Source organism: Bacillus sp. B.PNR1 (assembly GCF_030386235.1).
Lineage (GTDB): Bacteria > Bacillota > Bacilli > Bacillales > Bacillaceae > Bacillus > Bacillus stercoris.
Genome location: NZ_JANYMN010000001.1, coordinates 939,468 through 956,501, shown reverse-complemented (window position 1 = coordinate 956,501; position 17,034 = coordinate 939,468). Strand labels below are relative to the sequence as shown.

Here is a 17,034-nt window from a genome sequence, read left to right as displayed (position 1 = left end):
TGTAAATTTTTTTACAAGCTTTTTTAGCGTAATCGGTTATGCAAGGCGCACCAGACATGACAAATGTCATATAGGAGGCATGATGTGTGCTACTACAAAAGACTTCTCTCATTAGCGTATACTGAACCGAGACACACAATGAGAGGATACTTACTATGACTGAACAAACCGTTGCACATAAACAAAAACAGCTGACAAAGCAAGTCGCTGCATTTGCTCAGCCTGAAACGAAAAACAGCCTGATTCAGCTTTTGAACACGTTTATTCCATTCTTCGGCCTGTGGTTTCTTGCTTATCTCAGCCTCAATGTCTCCTATCTTCTTACGTTAGCATTAACAGTGATTGCCGCGGGTTTTCTGACAAGAATTTTTATCATCTTCCATGACTGCTGCCATCAATCTTTTTTCAAACAAAAACGCTATAACCATATTCTTGGTTTTCTGACAGGTGTCCTGACTTTATTCCCGTATCTTCAATGGCAGCACAGCCATTCGATTCACCATGCGACAAGCAGCAATCTGGATAAACGCGGAACAGGTGATATCTGGATGTTAACAGTGAACGAATATAAGGCTGCATCCAGACGAACAAAGCTTGCCTACAGACTTTATAGAAACCCGTTTATCATGTTTATTCTCGGACCGATTTATGTTTTTCTGATCACGAACCGTTTTAACAAAAAAGGCGCAAGACGCAAGGAGCGTGTAAACACATACCTTACGAATCTGGCAATTGCTGCGTTAGCTGCCGCTTGCTGTCTGATCTTTGGCTGGCAATCGTTTTTACTGGTGCAAGGCCCGATATTTCTGATTTCAGGTTCAATCGGTGTTTGGCTGTTTTACGTGCAGCATACCTTTGAAGATTCTTATTTTGAAGCGGATGAAAACTGGAGCTACGTTCAGGCCGCTGTTGAAGGCAGTTCATTTTATAAGCTTCCGAAGCTGCTTCAATGGCTGACAGGCAATATCGGTTACCACCACGTGCATCATTTGAGTCCAAAGGTGCCTAACTATAAGCTTGAAGTGGCTCATGAACATCACGAACCATTAAAAAACGTACCGACTATTACCTTAAAAACAAGTCTGCAATCACTTGCATTCCGCCTTTGGGATGAAGATAAAAAACAATTTGTGTCCTTTCGGGACATCAAACATAAACCTTCAAGCTCTTCGCCTGGTTCACCAGATAAAGAGCAGTTGCGAAAGAACGCCTGATGATGAAGGAGGTCTTCTAATATACTAGAGGACTTCCTTTTTATTATTGGAGGGTGCATTCCGGCTTTCACAATGATAAAGTTACAAGTAAGATGAAAAGCTGAAAATGAGGTAAGATCATGATTAAAAAGCATTTTACATTTCAAAAACTAAGCGGAATTACTCCCTATATATGGACAATATTTTTCATTCTCCCCTTCTACTTTATATGGAAATCATCATCTACATTTGTTATTATTGTCGGCATCATTTTGACGCTTTTATTTTTTTCCGTATATAGATTTGCTTTCGTCTCAAAAGGCTGGACCATTTATTTGTGGGGATTTTTATTAATCGGCATTTCGACGTCCTCCATTACTCTGTTCAGTTATATTTATTTTGCGTTTTTTATCGCGTATTTTATTGGAAACATTAAGGAACGCGTCCCTTTTCATATTTTATATTATGTCCATTTAATAAGCGCGGCTGTCGCAGCTAATTTCAGTCTCGTATTAAAAAAGGAATTCTTTTTGACTCAAATTCCTTTTGTCGTCATTACCCTCATCAGCGCGATTTTATTGCCCTTCAGTATAAGAAGCCGCAAGGAACGCGAACGGCTGGAAGAAAAGCTTGAGGATGCAAATGAACGGATTGCAGAACTGGTAAAATTAGAAGAACGGCAGCGAATTGCCCGCGATCTCCATGATACGCTTGGACAAAAGCTTTCTCTTATCGGATTAAAAAGCGACTTAGCGAGAAAATTGATATACAAAGATCCCGAACAAGCAGCTCGTGAACTGAAAAGTGTTCAGCAAACAGCGAGAACTTCTTTAAATGAAGTAAGAAAAATCGTATCCTCCATGAAAGGCATCCGCCTCAAGGATGAACTGATCAACATCAAACAGATTCTCGAAGCCGCAGACATTACGTTTATCTATGAAGAAGAGAAGTGGCCCGAAAATATCTCATTGCTAAATGAAAACATTTTGAGCATGTGCTTAAAAGAAGCTGTCACAAATGTCGTCAAACACAGTCAGGCTAAAACTTGCCGAGTAGACATTCAGCAGCTCTGGAAGGAAGTTGTCATTACAGTGTCTGACGATGGAACATTTAAAGGAGAAGAAAATTCCTTTTCTAAAGGACATGGCTTACTCGGGATGAGAGAACGGCTTGAGTTTGCAAACGGAAGCCTTCACATCGATACCGAAAACGGCACCAAGCTTACCATGGCAATTCCTAATAATTCAAAATAAACATAAAGGATGGCTTACATGATTAGTATATTTATTGCAGAAGATCAGCAAATGCTGCTGGGCGCTTTAGGATCACTTCTAAACCTAGAAGACGATATGGAAGTCGTAGGGAAAGGGACAACCGGCCAAGATGCTGTTGACTTTGTCAAAAAACGCCAGCCTGATGTATGTATTATGGACATTGAAATGCCTGGAAAAACTGGCCTGGAAGCTGCCGAGGAGTTAAAGAATACAGGCTGCAAAATTATAATCCTAACCACCTTTGCCAGACCCGGCTACTTTCAGAGAGCTATTAAAGCAGGCGTAAAAGGCTATTTATTAAAAGACAGTCCGAGCGAAGAGCTCGCCTGCGCCATCCGTAGCGTTATGAACGGAAAGCGCATCTATGCACCTGAGCTGATGGAGGACTTATACAGCGAGGCTAACCCTCTTACAGATAGAGAAAAAGAAGTGCTTGAACTTGTGGCTAACGGTAAAAATACCAAAGAAATCGCTCAGGAACTCAGCATCAAAAGCGGAACGGTGCGAAATTATATCTCAATGATTCTAGAAAAACTTGAAGTGAAAAATCGAATTGAAGCCATTACCCGTTCAAAAGAAAAAGGCTGGTTTAAATAAAAAAAGATCTTGGCAGATGCCAAGATCTTTTTTGTTAACCTGAATACATCGCCGGAACCGGAATAAGACGGATCGATATCCTTCACTCTTAAAGCCAGCTGAACGATGATAAGCTTAACAGCCTCAGATTGACTTGTTGTCCTGTTAAAATCGTCGGCCACTGCACATCTGCTGAATTGCTGATATCGATTGAATTGCGTATTTAATGGAAAGTCATCTGCTGTCCAACTCCGCTCACAAGCTGCCTTGCCCAACTGCAAGAGTGCCTAATATGACAATAAAAGACCGTCTAAAATGAATCCGCTTCCGTATAGGGCAACTGCTACATCCAACTGCCTTTTATCCGCAAAAAAAGATACACAACAGCTCATTTCGCCGATCAAGGATATTAACAACCAGCTATAAATGCCATGGTGCAAAATGTCTCTGGAATGTGAAATCATTCATTGAACACGGAGCCCCTGAATCGCACATAAAAAGAAAAACGGGACCACTTTTCTTTATCAGCATATGATAAAGAAAAAAAGACACAAGCCAAAAGCTCATGTCTTTTATCACAATCTATATCATTAGTTTAAGACTTTCACACTTACAGTTTTGACGCCCCAATTTGATGCATCGCTTTTATTTGGTACAAATACGTCAATTTTATTTCCTTTAATAGCGCCGCCAGTGTCTGCTGCTGTTGCTTCCCCGTAGCCTTCAACATAGACTTTAGAACCTAGCGGAATCACATTAGGATCAACCGCGATAACTTTCGCGTTCGGGTTCTTATTTAAGTCAATGCCTGTTGCCGTAACGCCGGAGATGCCGCCGTCGTTAGCAGTGTAAGCAGTAGCAGTAACTGTTAGTTCTTTTGAAGCTTCTTGATTATTTGTATTTGATTGAACAGCCTTCTCTTCTGTGTTAACAGAAGTTTCTGCCTCAGCTTTTGTTTCTTGTTTAGGTTGCTGTTGTACAGCTTCTTGTTTAGGTTGCTCTTTTTGCACAGCCTCTTGTTTTGGTGCAGCTTGAGGTGCGCTTGTTTGCGCATTCTCAACAACTGTGTTTGCTGCTGTTGCCTGACCTTTTACTGAAAGAGTTGATCCAGCATAGATCATGTCAGAGCTTAAGTTATTCCAAACTTTCAGGTTGTTGACTGTCGTGCCGAATTTTTGAGCAATCTTAGAAAGCGTATCTCCCGCTTTAATTGTATATTGCCCATTAGTGGTTGTTTCTTCTGAAGAAATGGTCAGTTTTTCTCCTGCAATGATTTTATCAGAAGTTAACTTGTTCCATTCTTTTAAGTCCTTTAGGTTCACTCCGTTTTTCTGAGAGATTCCCCAGAGCGTATCACCCTTTTGCACCGTAATTTCTTTTGCAGAAGCGTGAGCTCCGAATGCAGTTGTTGAAAGTGCAGCAACTGCCACAAAGGACATAATCGTCTTCTTCATAAGTAAATCCTCCCTTGTTAGCTTTTTATTGGCGGCTAACAGGTGATATCGTAACACACGTAAATGTCAAATCAATAACAAAAAGATATGATTTAGATTACAGTTCCTTTACATGAAGGATTTCTCTCTGATGGAAAGACTTGCTGAACCCTTGATATAATAGGCTTCGCAAGTCTTTTTATTTTAAGGCAAAACAGAGAAAATAAAATGTGTTTTTTATAGAAAAAAAGATTGATTTTCTGTTTTTTTAGTCTGTCATCCTTGCATAAGCCTGTATTTCTTGTAAAAAAAGCCGGCCGTATTTTGCTCTTTTTTGTTCTCCGACTCCTTTTATAGACAAAAGTTCCTCATCATTTACGGGCTGTTTTCCTGACATTTCTTTTAACGTTTGGTCAGAGAAAACAACAAATGGCGGAACACCCTGCTCAGCCGCGATTTGTTTCCGAACCATGCGCAATCGTTCAAACAGCTCGTCATTTTCAGTAATCGCTGCCGCTTTTAACGCTTCTTTTCTCGTGACTGATAATTCTCCTCTCAGCACATTCCTTCCTTTACTGCTGACAAAAAGAGTCGGAAACGTACCATCTGACATCCTGATAAAGTCGTCAGAAATAAGAAATTCAATAAAATCACTGATTTCGCCAACTGATTGGTGTTTTAATATTCCGTATGTTGAAAGGTCCGAAAAACCGTTTTCAAGAACTTTTTTATTTTTGGAGCCGGCAAGCACTTGGGCAACTATCGTCTTGCCAAATCGTTCTTTCATGCGAATGATACAAGATAAGACCATTTGCGCCTCCCGCGTCACGTCATGGGCCGCCCTTGTATCAGTGCAGTTTCCGCATTGTCCGCACGCATCAGGCTCCTTTTCTCCGAAATACATAAGGATAAAACGCTGCAGACAATCTTCCGTATGACAATAGTCGACCATTTGTCTCAGCTTTTTTAAATCCTGCTTTTGTTTCTCTTCATGTTCTGATTGCTCAATTAAGAAGCGCTGCACCATAATATCCTGCGGTGAAAACAGGAGAACACATTCACTGGCAAGACCGTCCCGCCCAGCTCGTCCAGCCTCTTGATAATAGCTTTCCATATCTTTTGGAATTTGTGCATGCAGAACAAATCTGATATTTGATTTATCAATCCCCATTCCAAAAGCAGAGGTTGCCACCATCACTTGAAGCTCATCATTAAGAAACCTTTCCTGCTGCTCTTTTCTCACATCATCAGCCAAACCTCCGTGATACCGCCCTGCCCTGATCTGATTTCGTTTCAATCTCTCATATATCCGATCAGCTTCTTTTCTGGTCGCGGTATAGACAATTCCTGCTTCATGTCTATTGTTTTGCACATATTCATCTATAAAACGATCTTTATTTTCTCCTTTTACTACTTTAAAGGTTAAATTTTCTCGTGAAAATCCGGTATATACCGTGTTTTCTTTTTGAATGTGCAGCTGTTTGCAAATATCATCATGAACCTCGGGTGTGGCTGTTGCTGTTAACGCCATGATGACAGGCTTGTCGTGTAATTCACGGAACAAAATTTCAATATTTCTGTAGCTTGGCCTGAAATCGTGCCCCCATTGAGAAATACAATGCGCCTCGTCTATTGCGACCAAAGGAACATCTATGCCCTGCAAAATCCGGATAAACTCCGTGGACGTTAGTCGCTCTGGTGTAATGTAAAAAAGCTTATAAGCCCCTTCTTTGAGTCCGTTCAGCCTCTCGTATATTTCCTGATTGGATTGTGTGCTATTAATGTAGGCGGCGTTAATCCCCGCTTCTTCTAATGCATCAACTTGATCCTTCATCAAGGAAATCAACGGTGAAATGACGATTGTCGTCCCTTCAAACATTAATGCTGGAATTTGATAGCAAATCGATTTGCCGCCTCCCGTTGGCATAATACAGGCCGTATTTTGCCTCGCTTCCGTTACCAAGCGGATCGCTTCATCCTGGCCGCTGCGAAGCTTTTCATAACCAAAATAATGAGCCAAAAGGGATTGGGCTCTATGTAACATAATGTGTAAACCTCGCTTTTCCTTGAATTTCCCCCATCATATCATAAAAAAGAGGCCTTCATTTCTTTCACACAAAAATTGAATTTTTTGCTATACCAACCTTTTCATATAAAATAAAAAGCCATTTCCGAAAAGGAAATGGCTTTCGCTACATCTTGCCGTATGCAAGTAAGAAAGTTTTAAACCACCACTCCTCAAAGTGGGTGTTTGCAGAAACGTTCCTGTCGTCCTCAGCAATGGAGGCATGACATTCCGGCTTCGATATAAAACTCCCTATTACAGCTTAAAGGTTAAAACTTAATTAACAATACGCACAAAGTAGCTTCTTTTATATAGTACACCATCGGGCGGTTTTAATCAAGAGGCCAGAACAATTGTTTAGAAAAACTTTTTCCAGCCAATAAAAATGTTTTTTCGCTATTATATCCAAAGATTCAACAAATCAAAAAATATATTACAATAAAAAAACAGCCTTTTTTCGCTAAGAGGATTCATCACTTTCTTCTATATAAATATGTATACAAAAAAACTCCTATCAATGCGATAGGAGTTTTTGTTCATTAGAATTTTGCAGCAAGATCTTTTGCTTCTTGTAAACCTTTTTCAACGATTTCTTGCGCTTGATCAGGCGCTGCGTTATGTCCTTCGATGACAACTGTGTGTAAGTCTTGAACACCCCAGAAACCAAGAACTGTTTTCATGAAGTTTAATGACATTTCTAAAGAAGCCATTGGTCCTTCTGAATAAATGCCGCCACGCGCGTTAAGGAGTGCAACTTTTTTGTCGCCCATTAAACCAACTGGTCCTTCTTGTGTGTATTTGAATGTAACGCCTGCACGAGACAGGTAATCAACATAAGTATGAAGCACTGCTGGCACTGTGAAGTTCCAAAGCGGGAATGCGAAAACAACTTTGTCAGCTTTTACAAACTGATTCAGATATTTGTCGGCAATTGCTGCTTGTTTTTTCTCTTCTTCTGTCATTTCCATTCCTTGACCTGCTTTAAATGTTCCGTTAATCATATCTCTCCCGAGGTAAGGAAGGTTTTCTTTATGAAGGTCTAATTCAACCACTTCATCATTAGGGTTATTTTCTTTATAAGCAGCTAAGAAAGCCTCGTAAAGTTTAGTTGAAACGCCTTCTTCAGCTGTACGGTCGCTTGATTTTACAAATAAAACTGTAGACATTTGTATTCCTCCCGGTAAACTTTTTATATTTACTTACAAATAGTATGTTACTTTCTTTTTTACTCAAAGTCAATCACTTTATTTTGAATATGAGATTTTTTTCAAAAAAAAAGCAAGTACATCTAATATCGGTGTACTTGCCTGGCATTTTTACTTCGAATCTTGTTCACGATCCAAGATTTCATACGTCTGTGAGCTTTTTTGATCAATTGTTTCTTTGTTGGATAGATCTTTTACCTGTTCGTGAAACGCTCGTTCATATGAAGGAGCATCTGTCTCAAGGTCATCCTCCATATCAGCTTGCGCCTCAACTGTCATTCTCGCATAGGGAACAACTTCAAGTCTTTCGTAAGGAATGTCTTGGCCCGTTTTTTCACACACGCCGTAAGTTCCTTCTTTCATCTTTTGTAATGCATGGTTAACCTCCTCTAACAGCTCCCGGTCAATCTCTCTCACCGTTTGGTCTGTCATCCGGTCTGTGACGAGCGTACCGTGGTCTGCCATATGGTTGTCAACCCCATTGGAAAGCTCCCCCACTTCTTCTGTCATTGATTCTGTTTCCTTTTTCTCTCCAGACAATTCTTTTTGCATATCGAGCAATTTATGATAGAGGTGCTGTGTTTGTTCATTTGTCAGTGCCATGTATATCCTCTCCTTTCTATTCTGTTTCCCGTTTTGCCTCCTGTCAAACATGGGAACATGGATGGAAGGATGAGCTACTGCCTTTTTGAACGGATCTTGACCGCTGGTGTTGATGGTGCTTCGGATTTTCGCTGGCACTTTTTGTCTTTCTTTTCTGGCGGCATATAATAGGTTGCGCCTATATTTAATCTGCCGCTCAGTTCATCAATGGTCAGCTCGCCGAATTCGAGATGATAATCAATTTTTTCAACATTCAGCGTTTCAATATGTATATAGGTTTCTTCAGCCTGCTGTTTGCTGCTGTTGTTCTGTTCCTCAAGCCGTGAAAGCCTTTCTTCACATTCACGCAGTTTGTCAAATTCTGATTTCAAACAATGCCTGATCAGGGACCTAAGCATTTTTTTCATGACATCACGACCCTTTGCATACTCCTCTTTCGTCTACATATATAATGTGTATATCCCAAAGAAAGGAGAGGTTTTCATGCTTCCGACTAACATCAATATTGCTCATCTCAAAACTAACACGATAGGCAGCGGCTCATCCCTTACCTTTGGTTCTGCGGAATTAAGGAACAAGTGCTCTGCTATCAAAAGAAATAACGGTTTCGGGGAACAAAATGCAGATTTTGTGGTCATGGTCATTCCGATTGAATCAATTGATGACCGTGACGGAGCAGATGCACTCAGTATGAAAATCAATCATCAATAACAATGGTTTTCGCTTGACCTTCGTCTTTTTGAATGGTGATGTATAGGATTCCGTCTTTAAAAATGGCACTCATCTTTCCATGAAGATGGTCGGAAAGCGGAATTTTCTTTTCAAAACTTCCGTATTTCCCTTCTTTTTGGCGAAAGTCCTGTTCATTAAAATAGGAAAAGCGCTGTCCCTTTACCACTAAATAATCTCCGTACGATAATATGTGAACGTCTTGTTTACGGTAGCCTGGAAGATAAATTAAAAACTGGACTTCCGTAACGGTATCTACAATATCCATGCTTGGAAATGAAGCATCTCCTTTCCCTCGCTGATCTTGCTGCGAAAACGGAAACGGAGATTGGCCATTTGTCATAAAAGGGGTTTTTTGGTCTTCATCAAATACCTGTTTCCAAAAGTCACCGCCGTACATCTGCTGTGCGAATTCCATCCACTGCTTCATCTTTTCGAAATCCATTTGAAGCCCCCTGTCTTAACATACTTTATACCCGCCAGCATACAACTATAGAAAGGAGGTTTGCCTGTGGTTCAACCAACTCCGTATATCAATATTAATATTTTCATGCTGAAAATTAATTCCTTTGAAAATGCTTCAGCGGTTAACGTAGGACAAAATTTATTGGCAGAATGGCAAAATTCAGATAAAAAAAATCAAGGCTACGGACAGAATTTTGGAGATGCGAGCGGATTTATGGGCACGAGAAGCCATGTGGATGACAGAGACCAAATTGATTCTCCGGCCTCTTTTGAAAGTGAAGCGGTTAACTCTTCGATCAAAAGGAAGTGATGATATGTTCTTTTCACCCTCCGTCGTGAATGTCGGCGGATTTAAAATCAATACGATGGACCGTGGTTCCTCTTTAACACTCGGTCCGTATCAGCAGGTCGATTACTTTTTATCAGCCAAAATAAATCAAGGCTTTGGAGAAGAAAATGGCGACTTTACTCCTCTTGTCGTACCGATTTCAAATGTATTAGATGCAGATCTTATTGATTCGAACTCAGCGAAAAACAGTGTGGTATAACCAGAACAGGGCGCATATGCCCTGTTTTTTTATAAAAAAAAGCCTAACCATTTTTTGAACGGCTGGCTCATGAAATATTCAGCTGCACAAATGCTTTGTCAGCACCGCCTGAACTTCGCTTAAATCGGTGTCTTTCGCAAATTCTAATTCGAACGTTTTGCTTCTTGTCATCAGTAAAAGCCCAGTGTCCGGATCAAACATTCCCGCTTCTTGGATGGCAAAGCTTTCAATTGTTTTATATGGAAGAAATACACGAACCTTCTTTTTGGAAAACATTTTATTGTCAAAGAAAATGATCCGCTTATTTGTAAAGCAAATTTGGTCCACTCGGAGCTTATAAATCGATTCTATTCTTTCCCCTTCAACGAGCAAAGCTTCAAGCTTCTTTGCGTCCGTTGATCTGCTAACAGAAAAAATACCCAATGAAGAACCCCTCTTTCTGCATTTATCTATTTGTTTTATCATTCACTACATAAAAATAAGTCCTTTATCCCTATATAAGAATACGACATAGAAGACATTTAAACCATTACGAACAGATTACATTTTTCAAATTTTTGATTTGTTTTTCGGCTTTTAAGCTGTTGTCATCAAGTAATACGCACATATTGAGGAAAAAGTTTCAATATTCAGCAATGTTTTTATAAAAAAAGTTGTTTTTAATGTTTCATGCATTTTGTTTTATATTTCCTGTTTAATCACAAAAAAACCGCAGCTGAGCTGCGGTTTTATGTATCGACTGCTTTTAACAAGTTTGTCTGATGCTTTAAGGAAACATTACATCTCTTCGAAGTATTCTTTATAGTAGCCGCCCACTTTATTCGTATTGTCGACCACAAAGAGAAACTCCTCTGTTTCATTTTTCACTTCATATTCTTTTCCCGGAGTTAAGACCCTGTTTACGATATATTTTTTTGCGTTTGTCTGCACACATTTTACCTTTTTGATTGTTTCTTTTTCAAGCCAATTTTTATGAATCATGATGAAATCTCCTTTACTTATCTATAAGCTTATTGTAGCTTTTTTCTTTTGTAAATTGCAATATCGGTTATTCATTGATTTTGCCTTGTTTTCTATTATAGAATGTTTGTATACGCTTACGTTTGCAGCAAATATCACAGCTTATTTCTGCTATGCAATCAAGAAATCAATGTGCTATCACCAAGAATCTCAGGACAGACCATAAAAAATGACTGGAGGTTTGTTACGAATGAGTTCTTTAACGATGCAAGTGACGAAAAGGCTGGAGACATTTTTACAGGGAACAAAGAAGCTTTATATTGACGGAAAATTTGTTCCGAGTGCCTCAGGGGCAACCTTTGACACTCCCAACCCGGCGACCGGCGAAACCTTGATGACGCTGTATGAAGCCCAGGCTGCGGATGTGGACAAAGCGGTGAAAGCTGCCCGGAAAGCCTTTGATCAAGGCGAATGGAGAACAATGTCTCCAGCTTCTAGAAGCAGGCTGATGTATAAGCTGGCAGACTTAATGGAAGAGCATAAAACTGAGCTTGCTCAGCTTGAAACACTTGATAATGGGAAACCAATTAATGAAACGACTAATGGAGATATTCCACTGGCTATCGAGCATATGCGTTATTACGCCGGTTGGTGTACAAAAATAACAGGACAGACGATTCCGGTTTCCGGCGCTTATTTTAATTATACGCGTCATGAGCCTGTCGGTGTCGTCGGCCAGATCATTCCATGGAATTTCCCGCTCCTGATGGCGATGTGGAAAATGGGTGCGGCACTTGCAACAGGCTGTACAATCGTTCTCAAACCGGCTGAACAAACACCGCTTTCAGCCCTTTATTTGGCAGAATTAATTGACCAAGCCGGTTTCCCTGCCGGTGTAATCAACATCATCCCAGGATTCGGTGAAGATGCGGGAGAAGCGCTGACGAACCACGAAGCGGTTGATAAAATTGCCTTTACCGGTTCGACTGAAATTGGAAAGAAAATCATGTCCACCGCAGCGAAAAGCATTAAGCGTGTTACATTGGAGCTGGGCGGAAAATCGCCTAATATTCTTCTGCCGGATGCGAATTTGAAAAAAGCAATCCCGGGCGCTTTAAACGGTGTGATGTTTAACCAGGGCCAGGTCTGCTGTGCGGGCTCCCGTGTCTTCATTCATAAAGACCAATATGATGAAGTTGTTGATGAAATGGTGTCCTATGCTGAGTCACTCCGCCAAGGAGCGGGTCTTCATAAAGATACGCAAATCGGGCCTCTCGTAAGCAAGGAACAGCATGAACGCGTTCTTTCCTATATTCAAAAAGGAAAAGATGAAGGAGCAAAAGCAGTGACTGGCGGAAGCTGTCCTTTTGAAGAAGGATATTTTGTCGCACCGACTGTGTTTGCGAATGTTGAAGATGAAATGACCATCGCAAAAGAAGAAATTTTCGGACCCGTGCTGACTGCCATTCCGTACGAAACAGTCGATGAAGTTATTGAACGGGCAAACCATTCAGAATATGGGCTTGCGGCCGGACTGTGGACAGAGAACGTCAAGCAGGCGCACTATATCGCGGACCGCCTTCAAGCCGGAACCATTTGGGTGAACTGCTATAATGTGTTCGACGCGGCATCTCCATTTGGCGGTTATAAACAGTCAGGACTCGGACGAGAAATGGGATCATATGCCTTGAATAATTACACAGAAGTTAAAAGTGTTTGGATAAATCTTGAAGACTAACATGTATGTTTAAAAAACTGCTGCCTGCCAGCAGTTTTTTTCTTTCTGTAATGCCCATAAAAGATGCTGAATATATATGCTTCTGAAGGAGTTGAGCGTGGTGGGCACACTTCAGGAGAAAGTGAGGCGTTTTCAAAAGAAAACCATTACGGAGTTAAGAGACAGGCAAAACGCTGATGGTTCATGGACATTTTGCTTTGAAGGACCAATCATGACAAATTCCTTTTTTATTTTGCTCCTGACCTCCCTAGATGACGGCAAAAATGAAAAAGAACTGATATCAGCACTTGCCGCTGGCATACGTGCAAAACAGCAGCCCGATGGCACATTTATCAATTATCCCGATGAAACTCCCGGAAATCTAACGGCTACCGTCCAAGGATATGTCGGGATGCTTGCTTCTGGCTGTTTTCACAGATCTGACCCACACATGAAAAAAGCCGAACAATTTATCATCTCACATGGAGGTTTGAGACATGTACATTTCATGACAAAATGGATGCTTGCCGCGAACGGGCTTTATCCTTGGCCTGCTTTGTATTTACCATTATCACTTATGGCGCTCCCTCCAACATTGCCGGTTCATTTCTATCAGTTCAGCTCATATGCCCGTATTCATTTTGCTCCTATGGCTGTAACACTCAATCAGCGATTTATCCTTAATAACCGCAATATTTCATCTCTTCGCCATCTCGATCCGCACATGACAAAAAACCCTTTCACTTGGCTTCGGTCTGATGCTTTTGAAGAAAGAGATCTCACGTCTATTTTGTCACATTGGAAACGCATTTTCCATGCGCCATTTGCGTTCCAGCAGCTGGGCTTACAGACAGCTAAAGCGTATATACTGGACCGGATTGAAAAAGACGGAACATTATACAGCTATGCGAGTGCAACCATATTTATGGTTTACAGCCTTCTGTCACTAGGTGTGTCGCGCTACTCCCCTGTTATCAACAGGGCGATTAACGGTATCAAATCACTGATGACTAAATGCAACGGGGTTCCTTATCTAGAAAACTCTACTTCAACTGTTTGGGATACAGCTCTAATCAGCTATGCTCTTCAAAAAAGTGGTGTGACCGAAACGGATGGCTCTGTTTCAAAAGCAGCCGACTTTTTGCTAGAGCGCCAGCATACCAAAATAGCAGATTGGTCTGTCAAAAATCCAAATTCAATTCCCGGCGGCTGGGGATTTTCAAACATTAATACAAATAACCCTGACTGTGACGACACTGCAGCTGTTTTAAAAGCGATTCCCCGCAATTATTCTCCTGCAGCTTGGGAACGAGGGGTGTCTTGGCTTTTATCGATGCAAAACAATGATGGCGGATTTTCTGCTTTTGAAAAAAATGTGAACCATCCACTGATTCGCCATCTGCCGCTTGAATCCGCCGAGGACGCTGCAGTTGACCCTTCAACCGCCGACCTCACCGGACGTGTACTGCATTTTTTAGGCGAGAAAGTTGGCTTCACAGAAAAACATCAGCATATTCAACGCGCAGTGAAGTGGCTTTTCCAGAATCAGGAACAAAATGGGTCATGGTACGGGAGATGGGGTGTTTGCTACATTTACGGCACCTGGGCTGCTCTTACGGGTATGCATGCATGCGGGGTTGACCGAAAGCACCCCGCTATACAAAAGGCTCTGCGTTGGCTCAAATCCATACAAAATGATGACGGGAGCTGGGGAGAATCTTGCAAAAGCGCCGAAATCAAAACATACGTACCGCTTCAAAGAGGAACCATTGTACAAACGGCCTGGGCTTTAGACGCTTTGCTCACATACGAAAATCCCGAACATCCGTCTGTTGTGAAAGGCATGCACTACCTTACTGACAGCAGTTCATACAGCGCCGATAGCCTCGCATATCCAGCAGGAATCGGATTGCCAAAGCAATTTTATATTCGCTATCACAGTTATCCATATGTATTCTCTTTGCTGGCTGTCGGGAAGTATTTTGATTCTATTGAAAAGGAGACAGCAAATGAAACGTGAATCTTATCAAACGGAGATGTTCAATTGGTGTGAAGCACTGAAAGACCAGATTCAAAAGCGGGGACAGCTTGACCAGTTCGAAGATCAAATTGACAAGATGATTGAGGCTCTGGAAGATGACCAAACAACAGAAGAAGATTGGTATAAGCAGGCAGCTGCCCTTTACCGGGATATTACAGAATCAGATGATACAAATGAAAGACACGCTTATGTCCCTATAGGGAAACATGTGCTGCCAAAGCTTCCATACAAATATTCCGCCTTAGAGCCTTATATTTCACGCGATATTATGGTCCTTCATCATACAAAACATCATCAAAGCTATGTTGATGGGCTGAACAAAGCAGAATTGGAGCTTAAAAAAGCGAGGGCGACAAAGAATTTTGACTTGATCACTCATTGGGAAAGAGAGCTTGCGTTCCATGGAGCAGGCCATTATTTGCACAGTATTTTCTGGTTTTCCATGCATCCAAACGGAAAGCGGCGCCCTACAGGGGCATTGTTTCAAATGATTGACCTTTCATTTGGAAGCTATTCCGCTTTTAAAGAACATTTTACCCAAGCCGCTAAAAAAGTGGAAGGTGTCGGCTGGGCCATTCTGGTCTGGGCACCTCGATCAGGACGGCTGGAGATTCTAACAGCAGAAAAACACCAGCTCTTCAGCCAGTGGGATGTGATCCCTCTTTTACCGCTTGACGTATGGGAGCATGCCTACTATTTGCAATATAAAAATGACCGGGCAAGCTATGTCGATCACTGGTGGAATGTCGTGGATTGGCGCGAGGCAGAAAAACGTTTTGAGCAGGCAAAAGAAGTCGTTTGGAAACTATATTAAAAAAAGCCCCCTTTCCCCGGGGGCTTCGTGTGTTAAAAAATGCCTATCACATGCAAAAACACGATGATGATGGCAACAGGAGATAGATAACGAATAAGCAGCAGCCAAACCGCAAACCACTTCCGTTTGAGGCTGGAACCGCTTTTCAGCTCGTCAAACAAATCCTGTTTCGGTATTTTAAGCGGGACAAAAATCGAGATCAATAACGCGCCTAACGGCATTAAAATATTGCTCACAAGATAGTCGGCCGCATCAAAAATGGATAAGTGAAATATAGAAACGTCACTTAAGACACCGTATGATAGTGCAGACGGCACACCGACAATAAATATAGCGATTCCACCTAACCAAGCGAATCGTTTTCTCTTATTGACATCACCTTTTGAAAGCACTGCGACCAAAATTTCCAGCATTGAAAAAGCGGATGTCAATGCAGCAAATAAAAATAGAATTAAAAATGCTAATAAAAAGATAATTCCGAACGGCAATTGATTAAATATAGTTGGCAGCACGTTAAATAACAGAATCGGTCCTTGGTCTGGCTTGAGACCAAATGAAAATACAGCTGGAAAAATCGCAATCCCTGCCATAACTGCAACAAGTACGTTCAATACAGTTACTGATACAGCGGACTGCACAAGATTTTCCTGTTTCCCTAAATAAGAGCTGTACGTAACCATGACAGATACACCGACACTTAATAAGAAAAAGGACTGGCCCATCGCATACAAAATCGTATTAGCGTCAATCGCTGAAAAATCAGGCATCAGGAAAAACTTGAGCCCTTCCATCGCACCGTCAAGGGTAACAGAACGCACCATTAAAATAATAAATAATATAAATAGCGCCGGCATTAATACTTGGCTAGCTTTTTCAATTCCGCTGCTAACTCCTTTTGCAACAACCAAAATGGTCACTGCCATAAAGAGCAACTGGCCTCCTACAGCCAAATAAGGATTTGAAATGGTACTTGCAAATATCGTATCAAAACCAGTTGTTTGCGACAAACCGCCAGTGAAGCCTTTTATAATATAAATTAAAATCCACCCGCCGACGACACTGTAGAAGGAGAGAAGAATAAAGCACGTTACCATGCCTAAATATCCGATCCAATGCCACTTCGTTCCTGGAGCAAGTGTTTTATAGGACTGAACGGCATCTTTCTGCGTTTTTCTACCTATGATGAATTCACCTAACAATAAAGGCAGTCCGATTAAAACCGTAAATAAAATAAAAATAAGTAAAAATGCGCCTCCTCCGCTGGTTCCAGCTACATATGGGAATTTCCATATCGCGCCAAGCCCAATAGCTGATCCTGCCGCGGCTAAAATAAAGCCGATCTTCGAAGACCATTGATTCGCTTCCTTCACCCTATCACTCCTATTTTGTCTAACCATTATAAAGGTTCATT

18 protein-coding genes and 1 other RNA gene are annotated in these 17,034 nt (G+C 41.3%); 9 read left to right on the top strand and 10 right to left on the bottom strand.

Features of this window, described 5'->3' with window-relative positions; translation table 11 throughout:
• Window positions 1-155: 155 nt before the first annotated feature.
• The 3 genes from desA (at window position 156) to desR (ending at window position 3,064) form a co-directional block, all read left to right on the top strand.
• Complete coding sequence (gene desA / locus NZD81_RS05355) at window positions 156-1,214, top strand: Delta(5) desaturase DesA (RefSeq protein ID WP_040082903.1); 1,059 nt, start codon at window positions 156-158, stop codon at window positions 1,212-1,214.
• 119 nt (window positions 1,215-1,333) lie between these two features.
• The gene (gene desK, locus NZD81_RS05350; RefSeq protein WP_014664256.1) at window positions 1,334-2,446 is read left to right on the top strand and encodes a two-component sensor histidine kinase DesK; all 1,113 of its coding nucleotides are present in this window, start codon (window positions 1,334-1,336) and stop codon (window positions 2,444-2,446) included.
• 18 nt (window positions 2,447-2,464) lie between these two features.
• Window positions 2,465-3,064 (top strand): two-component system response regulator DesR, encoded by a 600-nt coding sequence (gene desR, locus NZD81_RS05345; protein WP_014664257.1) that lies wholly within the window; start codon window positions 2,465-2,467, stop codon window positions 3,062-3,064.
• A 569-nt stretch (window positions 3,065-3,633) separates the two neighbouring features.
• Here the strand turns inward: desR and NZD81_RS05340 are convergent.
• The 6 genes from NZD81_RS05340 to NZD81_RS05315 form a co-directional block, all read right to left on the bottom strand.
• The gene (locus NZD81_RS05340; protein ID WP_014664259.1) at window positions 3,634-4,497 is read right to left on the bottom strand and encodes a LysM peptidoglycan-binding and 3D domain-containing protein; all 864 of its coding nucleotides are present in this window, start codon (window positions 4,495-4,497) and stop codon (window positions 3,634-3,636) included.
• A 247-nt stretch (window positions 4,498-4,744) separates the two neighbouring features.
• Window positions 4,745-6,520, bottom strand: coding sequence for a DNA helicase RecQ (recQ, locus tag NZD81_RS05335; RefSeq protein ID WP_136654100.1), 1,776 nt, complete (start codon window positions 6,518-6,520; stop codon window positions 4,745-4,747).
• A gap of 141 nt (window positions 6,521-6,661) precedes the next feature.
• Window positions 6,662-6,848, bottom strand: a non-coding RNA gene (ssrS, locus tag NZD81_RS05330) — 6S RNA.
• A 232-nt stretch (window positions 6,849-7,080) separates the two neighbouring features.
• Window positions 7,081-7,707, bottom strand: a complete 627-nt coding sequence (gene azoJ / locus NZD81_RS05325) for an FMN-dependent NADH-azoreductase AzoJ (RefSeq protein ID WP_014664261.1) — start codon at window positions 7,705-7,707, stop codon at window positions 7,081-7,083.
• Between the two features lie 150 nt (window positions 7,708-7,857).
• A complete protein-coding gene (locus NZD81_RS05320; protein ID WP_069149721.1) occupies window positions 7,858-8,349 on the bottom strand; it encodes a TraR/DksA family transcriptional regulator in 492 nt (163 codons plus the stop codon).
• A 74-nt stretch (window positions 8,350-8,423) separates the two neighbouring features.
• Entirely contained in the window at window positions 8,424-8,756 is a 333-nt protein-coding gene (locus tag NZD81_RS05315) for a hypothetical protein (RefSeq protein WP_172640301.1), read from the bottom strand.
• 76 nt (window positions 8,757-8,832) lie between these two features.
• On the opposite strand from NZD81_RS05315, the gene NZD81_RS05310 reads away from it, so the two are divergent.
• Window positions 8,833-9,060 carry a hypothetical protein gene (locus NZD81_RS05310; RefSeq protein WP_014664264.1) on the top strand — a complete coding sequence of 76 codons (228 nt, stop codon included), beginning with the start codon at window positions 8,833-8,835 and terminating at the stop codon, window positions 9,058-9,060.
• Here NZD81_RS05310 and yocM read toward each other — a convergent pair.
• On the bottom strand, window positions 9,047-9,523 hold the full coding sequence (gene yocM / locus NZD81_RS05305; RefSeq protein ID WP_014664265.1) for a salt stress-responsive protein YocM: 477 nt from the start codon (window positions 9,521-9,523) through the stop codon (window positions 9,047-9,049). The genes NZD81_RS05310 and yocM overlap by 14 nt on opposite strands.
• A gap of 66 nt (window positions 9,524-9,589) precedes the next feature.
• Between yocM and NZD81_RS05300 the strand changes: the two genes are divergently transcribed.
• Complete coding sequence (locus tag NZD81_RS05300; protein ID WP_004399338.1) at window positions 9,590-9,853, top strand: hypothetical protein; 264 nt, start codon at window positions 9,590-9,592, stop codon at window positions 9,851-9,853.
• A gap of 4 nt (window positions 9,854-9,857) precedes the next feature.
• Entirely contained in the window at window positions 9,858-10,091 is a 234-nt protein-coding gene (locus NZD81_RS05295; protein WP_014664266.1) for a hypothetical protein, read from the top strand.
• Between the two features lie 78 nt (window positions 10,092-10,169).
• Here the strand turns inward: NZD81_RS05295 and NZD81_RS05290 are convergent, their stop codons facing one another.
• On the bottom strand, window positions 10,170-10,514 hold the full coding sequence (locus tag NZD81_RS05290) for a PH domain-containing protein (RefSeq protein ID WP_003220141.1): 345 nt from the start codon (window positions 10,512-10,514) through the stop codon (window positions 10,170-10,172).
• A 354-nt stretch (window positions 10,515-10,868) separates the two neighbouring features.
• A complete protein-coding gene (locus tag NZD81_RS05285; protein ID WP_003231245.1) occupies window positions 10,869-11,072 on the bottom strand; it encodes a DUF6501 family protein in 204 nt (67 codons plus the stop codon).
• Between the two features lie 229 nt (window positions 11,073-11,301).
• Here NZD81_RS05285 and dhaS point away from each other — a divergent pair, with 229 nt between their 5' ends.
• From dhaS to NZD81_RS05270, 3 genes are all read left to right on the top strand, one after another.
• Complete coding sequence (gene dhaS / locus NZD81_RS05280; protein WP_071582002.1) at window positions 11,302-12,789, top strand: aldehyde dehydrogenase DhaS; 1,488 nt, start codon at window positions 11,302-11,304, stop codon at window positions 12,787-12,789.
• A gap of 100 nt (window positions 12,790-12,889) precedes the next feature.
• On the top strand, window positions 12,890-14,788 hold the full coding sequence (gene sqhC, locus NZD81_RS05275; RefSeq protein ID WP_014664268.1) for a sporulenol synthase: 1,899 nt from the start codon (window positions 12,890-12,892) through the stop codon (window positions 14,786-14,788).
• Entirely contained in the window at window positions 14,778-15,623 is an 846-nt protein-coding gene (locus NZD81_RS05270) for a superoxide dismutase (protein ID WP_282372361.1), read from the top strand. The genes sqhC and NZD81_RS05270 overlap by 11 nt, the downstream gene beginning before the upstream one ends.
• A gap of 32 nt (window positions 15,624-15,655) precedes the next feature.
• On the opposite strand, the gene NZD81_RS05265 is transcribed toward NZD81_RS05270, so the two are convergent.
• Complete coding sequence (locus tag NZD81_RS05265) at window positions 15,656-16,993, bottom strand: sodium-dependent transporter (protein WP_282372363.1); 1,338 nt, start codon at window positions 16,991-16,993, stop codon at window positions 15,656-15,658.
• Window positions 16,994-17,034 lie beyond the last annotated feature (41 nt).